The organism is Arthrobacter rhizophilus (genome assembly GCF_026241105.1).
GTDB lineage: Bacteria > Actinomycetota > Actinomycetes > Actinomycetales > Micrococcaceae > Arthrobacter.
This window is the reverse complement of record NZ_JAPFFT010000012.1, coordinates 13,084-27,857: the sequence shown is the minus strand read 5'-3', so window position 1 is coordinate 27,857 and position 14,774 is coordinate 13,084. Positions and strand designations below refer to the sequence as shown.

The 14,774-nt window shown below is 63.9% G+C and carries 14 protein-coding genes; 12 read left to right on the top strand and 2 right to left on the bottom strand.

Features of this window, described 5'->3' with window-relative positions:
- The first annotated feature begins 8 nt into the window (after positions 1–8).
- From OOZ51_RS11755 to OOZ51_RS11740, 4 genes are all read left to right on the top strand, one after another.
- A complete protein-coding gene (locus OOZ51_RS11755; RefSeq protein ID WP_265979771.1) occupies positions 9–470 on the top strand; it encodes a hypothetical protein in 462 nt (153 codons plus the stop codon).
- 82 nt (positions 471–552) lie between these two features.
- Positions 553–777 carry a type II toxin-antitoxin system Phd/YefM family antitoxin gene (locus OOZ51_RS11750; RefSeq protein WP_265979770.1) on the top strand — a complete coding sequence of 75 codons (225 nt, stop codon included), beginning with the start codon at positions 553–555 and terminating at the stop codon, positions 775–777.
- Positions 774–1,166 carry a type II toxin-antitoxin system VapC family toxin gene (locus OOZ51_RS11745; RefSeq protein ID WP_265979769.1) on the top strand — a complete coding sequence of 131 codons (393 nt, stop codon included), beginning with the start codon at positions 774–776 and terminating at the stop codon, positions 1,164–1,166. The genes OOZ51_RS11750 and OOZ51_RS11745 overlap by 4 nt, the downstream gene beginning before the upstream one ends.
- Positions 1,167–1,273: 107 nt before the next feature.
- Positions 1,274–1,897 (top strand): LysE family transporter, encoded by a 624-nt coding sequence (locus OOZ51_RS11740; protein WP_265979768.1) that lies wholly within the window; start codon positions 1,274–1,276, stop codon positions 1,895–1,897.
- A 128-nt stretch (positions 1,898–2,025) separates the two neighbouring features.
- Here OOZ51_RS11740 and OOZ51_RS11735 read toward each other — a convergent pair whose 3' ends face one another.
- Positions 2,026–3,063 carry a LacI family DNA-binding transcriptional regulator gene (locus OOZ51_RS11735; RefSeq protein WP_416346374.1) on the bottom strand — a complete coding sequence of 346 codons (1,038 nt, stop codon included), beginning with the start codon at positions 3,061–3,063 and terminating at the stop codon, positions 2,026–2,028.
- Positions 3,064–3,226: 163 nt separating this feature from the next.
- On the opposite strand from OOZ51_RS11735, the gene uriH reads away from it, so the two are divergent.
- The 7 genes from uriH (at position 3,227) to pabB (ending at position 12,243) form a co-directional block, all read left to right on the top strand.
- Positions 3,227–4,297: a uridine-preferring nucleoside hydrolase UriH gene (gene uriH, locus OOZ51_RS11730; protein ID WP_265979767.1), complete on the top strand. Its 1,071-nt coding sequence runs from the start codon at positions 3,227–3,229 to the stop codon at positions 4,295–4,297.
- Positions 4,298–5,725, top strand: coding sequence for a uridine transporter UriT (gene uriT / locus OOZ51_RS11725; RefSeq protein ID WP_265979766.1), 1,428 nt, complete (start codon positions 4,298–4,300; stop codon positions 5,723–5,725). It abuts the gene before it with no gap.
- The gene (locus tag OOZ51_RS11720) at positions 5,722–6,666 is read left to right on the top strand and encodes a ribokinase (RefSeq protein ID WP_265979764.1); all 945 of its coding nucleotides are present in this window, start codon (positions 5,722–5,724) and stop codon (positions 6,664–6,666) included. The genes uriT and OOZ51_RS11720 overlap by 4 nt, the downstream gene beginning before the upstream one ends.
- A 160-nt stretch (positions 6,667–6,826) precedes the next feature.
- On the top strand, positions 6,827–7,789 hold the full coding sequence (locus OOZ51_RS11715) for an ABC transporter ATP-binding protein (protein ID WP_265979762.1): 963 nt from the start codon (positions 6,827–6,829) through the stop codon (positions 7,787–7,789).
- On the top strand, positions 7,786–9,378 hold the full coding sequence (locus tag OOZ51_RS11710) for an ABC transporter permease (RefSeq protein WP_265979761.1): 1,593 nt from the start codon (positions 7,786–7,788) through the stop codon (positions 9,376–9,378). The genes OOZ51_RS11715 and OOZ51_RS11710 overlap by 4 nt, the downstream gene beginning before the upstream one ends.
- 205 nt (positions 9,379–9,583) lie before the next feature.
- Entirely contained in the window at positions 9,584–10,219 is a 636-nt protein-coding gene (locus OOZ51_RS11705; protein ID WP_489667151.1) for a low molecular weight protein-tyrosine-phosphatase, read from the top strand.
- Complete coding sequence (pabB, locus tag OOZ51_RS11700; protein ID WP_265979760.1) at positions 10,216–12,243, top strand: aminodeoxychorismate synthase component I; 2,028 nt, start codon at positions 10,216–10,218, stop codon at positions 12,241–12,243. Before OOZ51_RS11705 ends, pabB begins: the two co-directional genes overlap by 4 nt.
- 1 nt (position 12,244) lies before the next feature.
- Here pabB and OOZ51_RS11695 read toward each other — a convergent pair whose 3' ends face one another.
- On the bottom strand, positions 12,245–13,825 hold the full coding sequence (locus OOZ51_RS11695; protein WP_265979759.1) for an NCS1 family nucleobase:cation symporter-1: 1,581 nt from the start codon (positions 13,823–13,825) through the stop codon (positions 12,245–12,247).
- A gap of 288 nt (positions 13,826–14,113) precedes the next feature.
- Here OOZ51_RS11695 and OOZ51_RS11690 point away from each other — a divergent pair, with 288 nt between their 5' ends.
- Positions 14,114–14,755 (top strand): hypothetical protein, encoded by a 642-nt coding sequence (locus OOZ51_RS11690; RefSeq protein WP_265979758.1) that lies wholly within the window; start codon positions 14,114–14,116, stop codon positions 14,753–14,755.
- Positions 14,756–14,774: the final 19 nt, after the last annotated feature.

Genomic DNA, 14,774 nt, shown 5'->3' with positions numbered 1-14,774 from the left:
CTCGAATCATGATCATTCAAGCAGGCTTTGACCTCGAACTCCTCACCCGTCCGCTCATTGTCCAAGAAGGAAAGCTCCGCCCAAGACTCGTGGTGATCGGCCTCGACGCCGAGATGCAGCTTGAAAGCATCAGAGTTGTCACGGAGTCCTTTGAAGGCAGCTTGAAACCCTTCCAGGACGCCATCCTGGAACATCCGGATCTCGAGGGCACCAAGTACTTTGCGATCGCGCACGCGGGGATCTGGACGGAGCACAATTACGGCTATGACGAACCAATCCTCGTAGAAGCGAAGCTTCTGTCAGAGGCAGCCGCGGAACGGGGACTCCACATGATCGGTCATTTTGGCGTCGACGAAACCGGGTATATGTCTGCGGGACCGCACTCCTACTTTGACCAATATGCATCGGGAGACGATCTGCCGGACACCATGACTCACTGGGTACATTCGAGGCTTGGCCAGTGCGGCTAGGCGTCGGAGCGCAGCGGCCAGGAGCCTCCGCCGCGGTTCTGAACCTCACACCGGACGGGTTGACCAAGTATGCTTGGTCAACATGGCACAGTACAACGTCCAGGAAGCAAAAACGCGCCTTTCCGAACTTCTCCACTTGGTTGAACGGGGGGAAGAAGTGGTTATCGCCAAAGCCGGCAAGCCTGTTGCACGGATAGTTCGTATTGAGCACCCTCGGAAGCGCGAGTTGGGCTTTCTGGGCCAGATCGATCTTCCTGACAACTTGTTCGACCCTCTGACCGAGCAAGAGCTGGCGGACTGGGAATGACCGCGTTTCTCCTGGATTCCAACGCGTTGGTGCTCGCGATGACCAGGCCAGAACAATTGTCCAGCACAGCCCGGTCGATCATCGAAGACCTCGAAAATCGAACTTTTGCCTCAGCTGCCTCGGCCTATGAACTGGCTTACAAGTACTCATGCGGTCGCCTCGCTGCATTGGATCCGATCATGACTGGTTACCGACAGCACGTAAGACGTGTAGTCACCGAGGAATTGAGCCTCACAGCGGAGCACGCTCTCGCTGCGGCATCGTTTGATTGGCCACACAGGGACCCTTTCGACCGGATGATTGCTGCGCAGGCCGCCGTCGAAGGCTTGACGCTTGTGACGTCCGCTCGGGCGCTCCAGGAATTCCGGCTCGTCAATACGATCTGGTAGCCGCGCGTCCAGGGAGTTGCGCCTCCGAGTAGCCGAACATCCGGACCCCCACGCATCCTGACCGCCACGCGTCCGGTCAGCGCTTCGTCCGGGCATAGGCTGGATCGGTGCAAATTTCGCTTTGGCTGGCCCTGGTGGGCGCCGGTACCCTGATCAGTTTCACTCCCGGCGCGGGCGCCATCTCCACCATGAGCAATTCGCTCAACTCCGGATTCCGCCGCTCCATCTGGGGAGTGTTGGGCCAACAGGCTGCACTGATCATTCACATCCTGATCGTGGCACTCGGGGTGGGGGTTTTGGTCTCGAGCTCGCCCGTGGTCTTCAACGTGATCCGCTACACCGGGGCGGCCTATCTGGTGTATATGGGCATCCGGCAGTTCCTGCATCGCCCGGACCTGGACAAGGAGAAGGTGGAAGCCCGGCGGAACGAACCGGCTTGGTCCATGTTCCAGCGGGGAGTGTGGGTCAACCTGCTCAATCCCAAGGCGATCGTTTTCTTCCTGGCCTTCATGCCGCAGTTCATCCGGCCCGAGCAGCCCCTGATGCCGCAGTATCTGATCCTCAGCACCACGATCGTTTTCATTGACATCTGTGTCATGTGGTTCTTCTTCGCTTTGGCGGCCCGTTCATTCCAACGGTTCACGCACAATGAGCATGGGCAGAAGGTCCTCAACCGCACCTTCGGCGTGCTGTTCATGTCGGTGGGCGTGCTGCTCGCCGTCATCCACTAGGGCGGCAATCGATTGCTCCCCACCGGCTCCCAGCCTTCGCAAGCTCAGGCCGGGGCCCTCGCCGGTGTGGGCCCACAGTGTCGTTTTCAGTCCTCAAAACGGCACTTGCTCAGCAATCGACGGGAAATCTATGCCGTGGAGCCTCGCACCACCAGCGAGCTCTCCAGCGTCAACTGCGCCGGCTCCAGCACACGGCCTTCCATGATCCCGCGGAGTTGTTCGCCTGCCTTGAGCCCAAGCGCCGTCGCCGGCAAATGCACACTGGTCAGGCTCGGGTTGCTCGTGGCCGAATACGGCAGATCGTCGAAGCCGGCAACGGCCAGTTCCTCCGGGATCCGGACACCAGCCACACGGGCCTCTTGCAACACACCGTAGGCGTGCGTGTCCGTTCCGCAGACGACGGCGGTGACCCCGGCCTGCTGCCATTCCGGCCAGGCGGCGGCAAAAGCAGCGGCGGCAGCGCCGACGTCGATGGTGGTGCTGGTGATATGCGCGTCCGCCACGGAAATACCGCGAGCGCTTGCCTCATCCAGGAACGCCGCCCGGCGCACCTCGAACGTTGCCGTTCCTGTCACACTGTCCACGTAGGCCGCGCGCTTGTGCCCCGAAGCAGCAAGATGTGCGGCCAACTCACGGGCGCCATGGGCAACATCGAGGTTCACCGACGGGGCGTAGGTTTCAAGGCCCGGGGCGTCGAGAAGGACAAGCGGCCCGGCAACGGACAGCTCCTCGAGGAATGCCGCGTTGGGTGCATCCACCAGCAGGCCCGCAGGGCGAAGGGCAAGGAGCTTCCGGACGTCGTCAGCGCGCGGGAATTCACCGGCGTCGGTTACTGAGAGCAGCAGTTGGTAGTCGGAACCAAGCGATTCCCGGACCCCGGCGATGACCTTCGCGAAAAAGGGGTTGGAAATGTCCGGCGCCACGAGGATCACAATCGAGCTCACGCCCTTGGCCAAGGAACTGCCGATGCCGTCCACCACGTAGCCAAGCTCGGCGATGGCCTGGCGGACGCGCGAAATGTTCTCTTCGGACACCCTGCCTTGGGTTTTCCCGTTGGCAACCAAGGACACCGTTGCCGTGGAAACCCCTGCCCGCGAGGCCACCATCGCCGCGGTCACGCGCTGCGTACGGACTAGGGCCTGCTGCACTCGTTCCGCCGATTCCATACATCGATCGTAGCCGGGAACCAGCCGTTCCCACCCCGCAAGGCATCAAGCGCTTGACGCGATTTGCGTTAAGCGCTTGACGCGACACGCGAGCCAGTGCCAGAATTCCCCTGAATGCTTTAGCGCCCTGCCTTATGCAGGCCCCAATGACGTGGAGATGAACATGGACCCCAACACCATGACCCGTGAACGCAAGAAGATCATCCTGGACTGCGACCCCGGGCATGACGACGCAGTGGCCCTACTGCTGGCCCACGGCAACCCGGACATCGAACTGCTCGCCGTCACCACGGTGGTTGGCAACCAGACCCTCGAAAAGGTCACCCGCAACGCCCTTTCGGTAGGCACCATCGCGGGCATCACGGGTGTTCCCTTTGCCGCCGGCTGTGACCGGCCGCTGGTTCGTTCCATCGAAACCGCACCGGACATCCACGGCGAAACCGGAATGGACGGCCCCGAGCAGCCCCAGTCCACCATCGAGCTGGACTCCCGCCACGCCGTCGACCTCATCATTGAAACCATCATGGCGCACGAGCCGGGCACCGTAACCCTGGTTCCCACCGCGGGACTCACCAACATCGCCATGGCCGCCCGCAAGGAGCCGCGCATCGTAGAACGCGTCAAGGAAGTTGTCCTCATGGGCGGCGGCTACCACGTGGGGAACTGGAGCGCGGTGGCAGAATTCAACATCATCATCGACCCCGAGGCCGCACACATCGTGTTCAACGAAAAATGGCCCGTCGTGATGGTGGGCCTGGACCTCACGCACCAGGCCCTGGCCACCCCGGAGGTTGTCGAGAAGATCGCCGCAGTGGGTACCAGGCCGGCCAAGTTCGTCATGGAACTGATGGAGTTCTTCACCAAGACCTACAAAGACGCCCAAGGTTTCGACTATCCACCGGTCCACGATCCCTGCGCCGTGGCCTACGTCATCGATCCCACCGTGATGACCACCCGCAAGGTCCCCGTGGACATCGAACTGCAAGGCAAGCTCACGCTTGGCATGACCGTGGCCGATTTCCGTAGCCCCGCACCGGCTGATTGCAATACCTCCGTTGCCGTAGACCTCGACCACGAGAAGTTCTGGAACCTCGTCACCGACGCGATCGTCCGCATCGGAGAGCCGAGCATCGGAGAGCCCGACGCCGGCGCTCCCGCCACCATCGGCGGCGTCACCACTGCCGTCGAACCAGTCGTCGCCGCCGCCGGCAGCGTTTCAGTAGAGGCCAAGTAAATGACCACCCTGATCACCGAAACCAAGACCACCCGCGGTAACGTCACCGCCCTCATGGTCGCCCTGCTGGCCGCCTGCGTGGCCTTCCAGCTCAACGCGTCCATGCTCAGCCCCGCCCTGGTCACCATGGGCAACGAACTGCACACGGACCAGGCAGTCATAGGCCTCTCCCAGACCTGGTTCTTCACCGCCGCAGCCCTGTTCTCGCTCTTCCTGCCGCGCTTGAGCGACATCGTGGGACGCAAGAAGATCCTCCTCGGCATGATGCTGCTGATGGCCGTTGGCTCGGTCATCTCGGCCATGGCCCCGGACGTCACGTGGCTATTCGTGGGCCGCATCGTCCAGGGCGTCAGCGGCCCCACCGTGCCGCTGTGCCTCATCATGCTCCGCTCCGCGGTCAACAACCCGCGCAAGTACGGAGCACTGATGGGCCTCATCACGGCAGTCAACGGCGGCGTGGCCGGCGTCGACTCCTTCGTGGGCGGTTACTTCGCCGAGCACTTCGGTTTCCGCAGCATCTTCTGGCTCATGGTCGGCCTCGCAGTCGTGGCCACAGCCCTGATCTCTTTCCTTGCCGGTGAGAGCAAGCCCGCCGCCGGCACCACCATGGACTGGCTGGGCGTGTTCTTCATCGTGATCGCCGTGGGCGCGCTCCTGACGGCCCTCAACGAGGGTTCCAAGCTGGTGGGTGCATTCTCCTCCGGCACGCTGATGCTGGCCATCGGGCTGATCGTCGTTGCTGTTGCCGCGTTCGCCGCATTCTGGACGGTGGAAAAGCGCTCCAAGGCGCCCATGGTGGAAACCGTCCACCTTCGCCAGCGTTCCACCTGGGCACCACTGCTCACCACCACCCTGGCCATGACCGGCATCTTCGCGGTCATCAACGGCATCGTCCCCGCTTACGTCCAGGCGGCTGCACCCGGCTTCGGCGTCGGCCCCACCGAGATGTCGCTCATGATCCTCACTCCGTATGCCCTCCTCGGCTGGGTATTCGGGCCCATCAGTGGCCGACTCGCCCCGGTGCTCGGCTACACCAAAGTCCTGCGCATCGGAATGCTTGGCAGTATCGCGGCCCTGGCAATCATCGCGTTCTTTGGCCTCGGCAGCCTGCCCCTCATGATCGTGGGAACGGCCTTGCTCGGCATCATGTACGCCGGTACGGTCAACATCATGCTCAACGGACTCGGAGTTGTCCTCTCCCCTGCCGGCAACCCCGGCTTCCTACCCGGAATGAACGCCGGCGCCTTCAACCTCGGCGCGGGCCTGAGCTTCCTGGTGTTGCCAGCGGTCCTTGTGGCGACCTCGGCGCTCGGCGACGCCAAGGCCTCCTACCTGACGGTCGTCGTCGTCGGCCTGGCCATCACGGTTGCCGCCTTCGCGGCATCGCTGCTCATTCCCAAGCCCCTCGAAGCCGAGGTGGAAAAGTGACCCGCAGGATCGTCGTCGTCGGGTCCTTGAACGCCGACCTGACCATCTATTGCGAGCGGCTCCCGCTCCCGGGCGAAACCGTCCATGGCAACGGTTTCGCGGTCAATCCCGGCGGCAAGAGCGCCAACCAGGCGGTCGCGGCGAGCAAGCTGGGGGGCACGGTAAGCCTGATCGGCGCCGTCGGCAATGACTCCAACGGGGCCATGCTCCTCGCCTCCACGGAGGGCGCAGGCGTGGACGTGTCGCGAGTCCGCCGTTCCGCGGATGCGGCCACCGGCGTCGCGGTGATCGCGGTGGACGCGAGCGGCGAGAACAACATCATCATTTCGGCCGGTGCCAACGGAACGCTCGCCCCGGCAGACGTGTCGGCCGACGCCTTCGACGACGCCGCGGTGCTCTGCCTCTGCCTGGAGGTCGGACTTGAGACTGTTGAGGCTGCCGCCAAAACAGCGCACGACGCCGGAGCAACAGTTCTGTTGAACCTCTCGCCATACGCCGAGATCCCGCAGAGCCTGGCCGACTTGAGCGACGTCCTGCTGGTCAACGCGCATGAAGCCTCGATGTTCCTGGGCGACGCCGAGATGCCCCACCCCGGCGCGCACGCAAGCGCCTGGGAGCCGGCCCGGAGCCAGTTCGCCGAGCGGGGATTGCAACGCGTGCTGGTTACCCTCGGTTCCCACGGCTCGGTGGTGCTCGATTCGCTCGCCGCGTCCGGGGAACAGATCTCCCGGATCGCGCCTACAAAGGTCAATGCCGTGGATACGACCGGTGCAGGGGACGCTTTCACCGGTGCAGTGGCTGCCCGCCTCGCCGCAGGTGAGACCCTGGCGGAGGCCGCGGCGTTCGCATCGGTTGCCGCGGCGCTCGCCACTACCAAGAAAGGCACCCAGGCCGCCTACCCCGGGGCCGAGGAAGTCCTGGGGCACTTGCGGATTTCCTGACTTAGCCCGCCTCAACTTCCTACCAGTTTCCGGTTCCGGCTCCCCGGAAAACCCCATCCGTGACGTCAACCGAGATCAAAAGCGGTAGGAAGTTGAGGCGTCCGCGGGCCGTCCGCAGGGAATACTGTCCGCGCTCTCAGCGCGGGAGTATGCTCACTCCATGACTGCCGCGGTCAGCATTTCGGGGCTGGTGAAATCGTTCGGGCGGTTCAGGGCCCTGGACGGATTGGACCTCGAGGTACTCGAAGGCGAAGTCCATGGTTTTCTGGGGCCGAACGGCGCAGGCAAATCGACAACCCTCCGTATTCTCCTTGGCCTCCTCAGGGCCGACTCGGGCACTGTCAAGGTTCTTGGCGGTGACCCGTGGCGGGACGTGGTCCCACTGCACAAGCGGATTGCCTATGTCCCAGGGGATGTCAGCATCTGGCCCAGCCTGACCGGAGGCGAGGCCATCGATCTTCTCGGCAGACTGCGGGGTGGATTGGACGAAAAGCGCCGCAAAGATCTCCTGGAAACCCTTGAGTTGGATCCTTCCAAGCGGGGGCACACCTACTCGAAGGGCAACAGGCAAAAAGTGGCCATCGTGGCTGCCTTGTCCTCCAACGCCGAGCTATTGATCCTGGACGAGCCGACTGCCGGCTTGGATCCACTGATGGAAGCTACCTTCCGGGAGGAAATCCTCCGGGAACGAACCTTGGGACGTACCGTGCTGCTCTCCAGCCACATCCTCGCCGAGGTGGAAGCCCTGGCCGACCGCATCAGTATCATCCGCAAAGGCAAGGTCGTGGAGACGAACAGCCTTGAAGAGATGCGCAGCCGGACCCGCACCAACGTCTCGGCCACCCTCGATGATGGCCTCGGGGCGTTGACCGCGTTGCCTGGAATCGCGGATCTGAGGATCGAGGGAAACCGCGTGCATTTCAGCGTGGACGCACAAACCCTTGGGGACGCGATGAGCGTGCTTGCCCGTCACGGGATGTCCGCGCTCACTGTCACACCGCCGAGCCTTGAGGACCTGTTCCTCCAGCACTACGGCGAGCAACATGAACCTTCCGGAAACGAGGACGACCAACGGCTGAACGCCTCGTTCTTCGCTAGGCGCGGCCGTAGGCGCGCACCATGAACCATGCGTTCACGGGCACCCTGCCCCTGCTGCGCCACGCCATCCGCTTGGACCGTTGGAAGTTGCTGCCTTGGTTTCTGGCCTTCGGGATCATTCCGGTAGTTGTCTACGCGGTGTATGGATCCCTCTTCCCCACGCCGTTGGACGCCTTTGCCCTCCAATCGAGCCTTTCCACCAACCCGGCCTTCTCATTGCTCCTAGGCCCTGCAACGGATCTCAGCAACGCAATCGGCTTCACCACGTGGCGGATCCAGATGTTCGGCATGTTCTTCGCCGCGCTCATGGCGATTCTCGCAGTAACCCGGCATACCCGGGCAACCGAAGACTCAGGACAAGCCGAGCTTTTGGACTCGGGAGTCGTGGGCAGGCTCGCGAGGCTGACGTCCGCCGTTCTGTTCGCCTGGTTGGCCTCCGCCGCACTGGCCTTGTTGGTGGGGGCGGCGTTGACGCTGGTTGGAGCGCCGACCACGTCGGCCTATGCGCTGGCGGGCGCTATGGGAGGCACTGGGGTGGCCTTCGCAGGCGTGGGAGCCGCGACCGCGCAATTGGGCTCCGTGGCGCGCACAGCCAACACCCTTGCAGGTACGGTGCTCGGCATCAGCTACCTCGTGCGGGGACTCGGTGACACCCTCCAAGACTCCGACTGGCTGCTCTGGGCCAGTCCGCTGGGCTGGGCGGAGCACATCCGTCCGGCGTCGGAAAACAATCCCGGGCCGTTGCTGCTCCTAGTGGGGGTCGGCGGAATGCTGGTGATCCTTGCCGCGTGGTTGTCCTCGCGGCGGGATTTTGGTCTCGGACTGATCCCCACCAGGCCCGGTCCGGCTCGGGGACGCTCAGGAATCTGGGGCCTGACCTCGCGGCTGAACCGCCTTCCCCTGTGGACGTGGGGGGTGAACCTGTTGATTCTGGGCACGGTGTTCGGCCTGGTTACGGGCACCCTGAGCAGCGCCTTCGCCGGCAACCCCTTCGTCAGGCAATTGATCGCCTTCCGGGTCGCCACGGAAGAACAACTGACCTACGCGTTCGTCGAAGTCCTGCTGCTCATCCTGGGGATCATCGGCGCGGTGATGGGCATCCAGCTCGCCCTGCGTTTCTTCGCGGAAGAAGAGGAGCGCAGGGCGGAGTGGATATTGTCCGCACCGTTGTCGCGGTTGCGCCACGTCATACCGACGGCGGCGCTTGCCATCCTTGCTCCCGCGGTGGGGATGGGCATTTGCTCCCTTGCTTTGGCCACCGCGTCCAACGTCTCCGGCTCTCCCCTCGACGTGGGCAAGGTGGTCTTGCAGGGCGCCGCGGAGCTTCCTGCGATATGGCTCGCCGTGGGAGTGGCCCTTGCCCTCCTCGGGCTTGCCCCGCAACTGCGTTCGCTCGCCTGGCTGATCCTGGTTTACTGGCTGCTGCTCACGTTCTTCGGGCCGATATTGAAGGTCCCGGAATGGCTGCTCGATACGAGTCCTTTCCATATTGTTCCTCACGTTTTCTCGGCCGGAACGGACTGGCTTTCGACCTGGTGGACCCTGGCGATCGCCGCCATCCTTGCCGTTGCCGGGCTGGCGGGCTACCGCCGTCGGGATCTGGTGTGCACTTAAGCGACGGCCGCCTCAACTTCCTACCATTTTTCCGGTTCCGAGCCCCGGAAAACCGCCATCGGCGGCGTCAAACGGCGATCAAAAACGGTAGGAAGTTGAGGCCACGGGGCACCTGCTTTTACGCCCCCACCAGCGACTTACAAATTCTGTAATCTCCCAACTTTTTGACTAGCCAAGACGGGGTAGCATCCCCCATGCTTGCTGCATGTACTCAGCGTCGAGCCCATACCGCATCATCACCGTCTGCACGGGGAACATCTGCCGCTCGCCCATGGCTGAGCTGATGTTGACCGAAGCGTTCGAAGCCGGAGGGCTGGGTGGGGCGGTTGTAGTGGACTCCGCGGGAACCACGTCATACGAGGCCGGACACGCCATCGATCCACGCGCCGCCCGTGTCCTTTCGGCGCACCGCATCCGCTCTGAGAAGCACGTGGCCAGGAGTTGGCGGCAGGAATGGTTCCGGGAACGGGACTTGATCCTGGCCCTCGATGTGGACCACTACGGCTGGCTGCACGAGGCCGCCCCGGACTCGCAAACCCTCGCCAAAATCCGGATGCTGCGCAGTTTCGACCCTGCGGTTGCTGGCCGGAGCACCCTGGATCTGGGCATCGAGGATCCTTGGTACGGCGGCCACCATGATTTTGACGTCACGTGGAACCTCATCCGCGCGGCCGTCCCCGGAATCGTGGCCCACACGCGGGCCGCCCTCGCCGCCGGGCATCCGGGCGCTGGGCACCCGGGCGCTGGGCACCCGGGCGCCGGGCATCCAGGCGCTGGACATCCAGGCGCTGGGCCGCAGGCACAGCACCTCGACCCACAGCAGGTACGCTCTATTTCATGACCCCAGCACCCGTGATCATCGCCGTCGATGGCCGCTCCGGCGCCGGAAAGACCACCCTCGCCGTCGAACTGGCCGCCCGTCTCCGCATGCATCACAAGGTGTCGCTGTTCCATCTTGAGGACATTTATCCGGGCTGGAACGGCCTCGCCGCGGGCATCGAGCGTTACGTCACCACCGTCCTGGCACCACTGCACAACGGCGATGCGGCCGAATGGGTGAGTTGGGACTGGGAGAAACACTACGACGGCCGCAGCCACGTGACCCTGCCTGCCGAGATCGTCATTGTGGAGGGCGTCGGGGCGGCCGCCAGCGCCGCCCGCCCCATGCTGGACGCCGTGGTTTGGGTAGACGCTCCCGACGACGAACGCAAGCACCGTGCATTGGCCCGGGACGGCAGCAGCTACGAGCAATTCTGGGACAGCTGGGCATCCCAGGAGGACGAGTGGCTGGAGACCGACGACGTCCTCGAACACCTTGACATCAGGGTCCGGAACCGCGCGGACGGCAATGCCCCGGAGGACGTGCTGCAAGCGCTGAACTACCTCCCCTCCCTCTCAGCCGTACTGGCTCCCGAACTCTCGGCACGCCGCGGTTTGAGTTTGAACTACGAGCGCCATGAGGGCGTGCTCGCGGATCCGGCGGCCTTGTTTTCCGAGCTGTATGGCGATTCGCCACGGGCAGTATGGCTGGATTCCTCCAATGCTTCCGGCAACAGCACGGCGCCGGGCGCTGATCGCCGCCGCTTCAGCATCATGGCCGACGATTCGGGAACCTTCGGACAGTGGGCGCGGCACTCCGATGGAGTCACCACCATTACGGCCGGCCAGGCATCCGTGGCTGCCGAAGGGCTGTTCTTCCGTTGGCTCAACTCGGTGTGGGGCCGTAGAACGCTCAAAGGCCCCGATGGCTACGAATGCGGATTCACCCTCGGCTGGCTCGGCTACCTGGGATACGAGCTGAAGCGCGAAACGGGTGGCTCCAACGTGCGATCGCACACCCCGGACGCCCAACTGATCTTCGCCGGGCGCGCGGTGGTCCTCGACCACCAGAGCGGCCACGTCTGGGCCCTCACCCTTGACCCCGACGACGGCGAGTGGCTCGCCCGGGTGCGTCACGCCGTCGTGCGCGCCTCGGAGAAGCCGCTGCCGGCGCCGGGAACACCGCCGGTTCCGAGCTTTTCCAGCCGCGACACCGAAGACGAATACAAAGGCAAAATCACTGACGCCCAGCGCCAGATCGCCGAGGGCAACACGTACGAGGTCTGCCTGACCACCACCGTGAGCGCCGCGGATCCGGGACTGGACCCGTGGGAGAGCTACCTCGCGCTGCGTAACCGCAACCCCGCGCCTTTCGCAAGCTATTTGCGGTTCGGCGAGCTGACGGTAGCCAGCACCTCGCCGGAGCGCTTCTTGCGGATTACCTCCGACGGCGGCATGCGGGCCGAGCCGATCAAGGGCACCAGGGCCCGGGCGAACGATCCCGTCATCGACGAAGCGCTGAGGCGCGGCCTCGAATCTTCCCTCAAGGACCGTGCCGAGAACATCATGATCGTGGACCTGCTCCGCAATGACTTGAGTCATTTTGCCGTGCCGGGATCGGTGACTGTCAGCCGGCTGTGCGAAGTGGAAAGCTACGCCACCGTGCACCAGATGGTGAGCACCATCGACGCCCAGTTGCGGCCGGGAGCCCCCCGGGCCGAGGCTGTGGCCGTCGCATTCCCCGCTGGGTCCATGACGGGCGCTCCGAAGATCAGCACCATGGACATCCTGGACCAGCTGGAGTCCGGCCCTCGCGGGGTCTACTCCGGTGCGATTGGCTACTTTTCGCTCAACGCGGCGACGGACCTCGCCGTCGTGATCCGGACTTTGGTGATGGGTCCGGACGGCGACGGCGGACGCATGCTCAGTCTCGGCGTCGGTGGCGCCATCACTGCGGACTCCACGCCCCTGGACGAATACGAAGAAATCCGGACCAAGGCATTCGGCGTGCTCTCGGCGCTGGGCGCGGAGTTCCCCGAGGGCTGAGTCAGTCGTGCTCTTCCGTGCGGGCGCGGACCGTTCTCGGATCGTTGCGGGTGATCGTGTAGTAGATGAGGCTGGCGAGGATGGCCCCCACGAACCATGAATACGGGCCCAGGCCCGAGCCTCCCGGCAGGAAGGTCTGCAGGGCCGGGACCAGGGCCATGACGCTGGCGACGGCGGCGGCCGGAACCAGCGCGGCGATGGCCTTGAGATTCCAGCCCTTGGTATAGAAGTAGAGGCCTTTCTCGTCCTCGTGGTACAGGTCCGAGACCTTGCAGCGCTGGTGCCGGATGCGGAAGAAGTCAGTGAAGATAACCCCGAACAGCGGGCCAAGCAGCGCGCCCAGGCCGCCCAGGAAGTACACAATCACCACCGGGCTGCTGAAGAGGTTCCACGGCAGGATCACGATCGCCAAGACGGCACTGATGAGTCCGCCGCGGCGGAAGTCGATCCGATGCGGGGCCACGTTGGCGAGGTCGTAAGAGGCAGAGACGAAGTTTGCCACTACGTTGATGCCGATCGTGGCCACCACAAACGTGACGGCGGCGATGATGGTGATCCACGGATTCTTGATGGCCTGAACGATCGCGACGGGGTCGGTGATGACCTTGAACATGTCCTGGCCGCGGTACTGGTCTGCGGTGAAGTAGGACGCCGCGCCGGCGGTGACCACCACCGTGACAAGGGCGAAGGCGATGAAGTTCACAGGTAGGCCCCAGAAGTTTCCACGCAAGATGGTCCTGCGATCCGGGGAGAACCGGGAGAAATCGCAGAAGTTCAGGAGCAGTGCCGAGAAGTACGTGACCGTCAGGGCGATGGCGGAGAAGAACTGCGTCAGGGCAGCGGGGCCGTCCAAGGGCGCGACGCCGGGGATCGAGAGGCTGAACTTGTCACCCGCTTGAGTCAGGATGTAGACCGCGAGCGCGAACATGGCCACCCAAATTGCAGGGCCGGCCCAATCCTGGAATTTCCGGACCGTCTCCATGCCCCGGCGGATGACCAGCAACTGCACCGCCCAGAGGACCAGGAAAGCAGCCCATCCGAGCGGTGTCAGGCCAAGGATGCGCGGCACGTCCGGGCCGTCGAGGGATGTCAGTTGCGGCCACACGGAGAACAACAGCACCAACACGGCTTCCGAGGCGAGCCACGTCTGGATGCCGTACCAGGCAATGGCAATGAGCGCCCGGATGAGGGCCGCGAGGTTCGCGCCAAAGAGGCCAAAGGACATCCGCGCCAGGACCGGATACGGAACGCCGGTCTTCTGCCCCGCTGTCCCGGCGAAGTTCATGAGGAAGTAGACAAGGGTGATGCCAAGGACGAGTGCCAGGAAGACTTGCCAGCCCACCAAACCGGTGATGAAGAGGCCGGCGGCGAAGGTGTAACCGGCGATGCTGTGGACGTCGCACATCCACAGGGCGAAGAGGCTGCGGACCCTCCAGTTCCGTTGCCGGGCCGGAGCGAGGTCCGCGTTCCACAGCCGGTCGCTGACCAATCGGCCCTCGGCCAGGATTCGAACTTTCTCGGGGTATTCGTCGCCGGGCTCGGGCGGTGCCTGCACAGCCGGGGACTCGTTTTTCCGCGCCATGATGCCTCCGAACAACGCTTCCAAACATGCTTGGAATTACAGAATCGCCCCAATCCGGCTGGAAGGAAAGCCCCCGGCTGTCGGGTGCAAGTCGAAGGAAGATAACTACACAGCAGATACGCAGCGGAAAACGGGTAAGGACCACTCGCGACAGCAGGTATCCACCGTTCTAGAGTCACGCACAGTGTCCGTGCCCTGACGGATGGGCCGGATTGCGCAGCCTGAGCCCCGAAGCTAGTGGGCGAGAGCGAGTCCTATAAAACGACAACCAGGAAAATGGGGAAAGCAATGAAAACGATAAAGCTGATTCTGGGACCCTGTCTGCTGCTGGCAGGACTACTGACCGGATCCGCCGCGGCACAGGCCGGCACCCTGCCCCCAACCCTCGTCGGGGAGACATTCGTCGCTGACCGGGCGGCCTCAAGCTTCGACGTGACGAGCTGCCCCGGATCTGGATCATTCACGGTGCACTATGTGGGGACTGCAAGCGGGCCCTATCCCGGCACTTTCGTCGAAGATGTCTCGGTCGCCGTGGGATTGCTGCCGGACGGCACGCCGACCCTGGCGGCTTTCCACGCCACGTTTACGATCACGAGCGCGACGGGGGCCGTGACCGGCACAAAGGACCTGGCGTCTGGCGCCACGGGGACTGCATTCTGTCGGCAGGCGCGCCGCCATGTCAGGGCCCTCGAGGGGTTTACGGCCCCTTCCCTGACATATTCGGCAACGATTTCGTCCGGCGCCCACACCTACACCGATGCGGGTACCGCGTCGGCAATGGATACGCAAAACCTTCGCTTCTCGGAGAGCTTCCTAACGTCGCAGGGCCTCTCGCCCACGGCCAAGGACCAATGTAAGAAGGACGGCTGGATGGACTATCCACAGTTCAAGAACCAAGGCCAGTGCATCGCCTATGTAAACCACCAGTAACGTCACTGGGACGGTGGCC

What these genes read in the sequence shown, in the direction of transcription:
- OOZ51_RS11750 (WP_265979770.1), top strand. Translation starts at nt 553, where the DNA reads ATGGCACAGTACAACGTCCAGGAAGCAAAAACGCGCCTTTCCGAACTT.
- OOZ51_RS11710 (WP_265979761.1), top strand. Translation starts at nt 7,786, where the DNA reads ATGAACCATGCGTTCACGGGCACCCTGCCCCTGCTGCGCCACGCCATC.
- pabB (WP_265979760.1), top strand. Translation starts at nt 10,216, where the DNA reads ATGACCCCAGCACCCGTGATCATCGCCGTCGATGGCCGCTCCGGCGCC.
- OOZ51_RS11745 (WP_265979769.1), top strand. Translation starts at nt 774, where the DNA reads ATGACCGCGTTTCTCCTGGATTCCAACGCGTTGGTGCTCGCGATGACC.
- uriT (WP_265979766.1), top strand. Translation starts at nt 4,298, where the DNA reads ATGACCACCCTGATCACCGAAACCAAGACCACCCGCGGTAACGTCACC.
- uriH (WP_265979767.1), top strand. Translation starts at nt 3,227, where the DNA reads ATGGACCCCAACACCATGACCCGTGAACGCAAGAAGATCATCCTGGAC.
- OOZ51_RS11735 (WP_416346374.1), bottom strand. Translation starts at nt 3,063, where the DNA reads ATGGAATCGGCGGAACGAGTGCAGCAGGCCCTAGTCCGTACGCAGCGC.
- OOZ51_RS11715 (WP_265979762.1), top strand. Translation starts at nt 6,827, where the DNA reads ATGACTGCCGCGGTCAGCATTTCGGGGCTGGTGAAATCGTTCGGGCGG.
- OOZ51_RS11690 (WP_265979758.1), top strand. Translation starts at nt 14,114, where the DNA reads ATGAAAACGATAAAGCTGATTCTGGGACCCTGTCTGCTGCTGGCAGGA.
- OOZ51_RS11705 (WP_489667151.1), top strand. Translation starts at nt 9,584, where the DNA reads ATGTACTCAGCGTCGAGCCCATACCGCATCATCACCGTCTGCACGGGG.
- OOZ51_RS11755 (WP_265979771.1), top strand. Translation starts at nt 9, where the DNA reads ATGATCATTCAAGCAGGCTTTGACCTCGAACTCCTCACCCGTCCGCTC.
- OOZ51_RS11695 (WP_265979759.1), bottom strand. Translation starts at nt 13,825, where the DNA reads ATGGCGCGGAAAAACGAGTCCCCGGCTGTGCAGGCACCGCCCGAGCCC.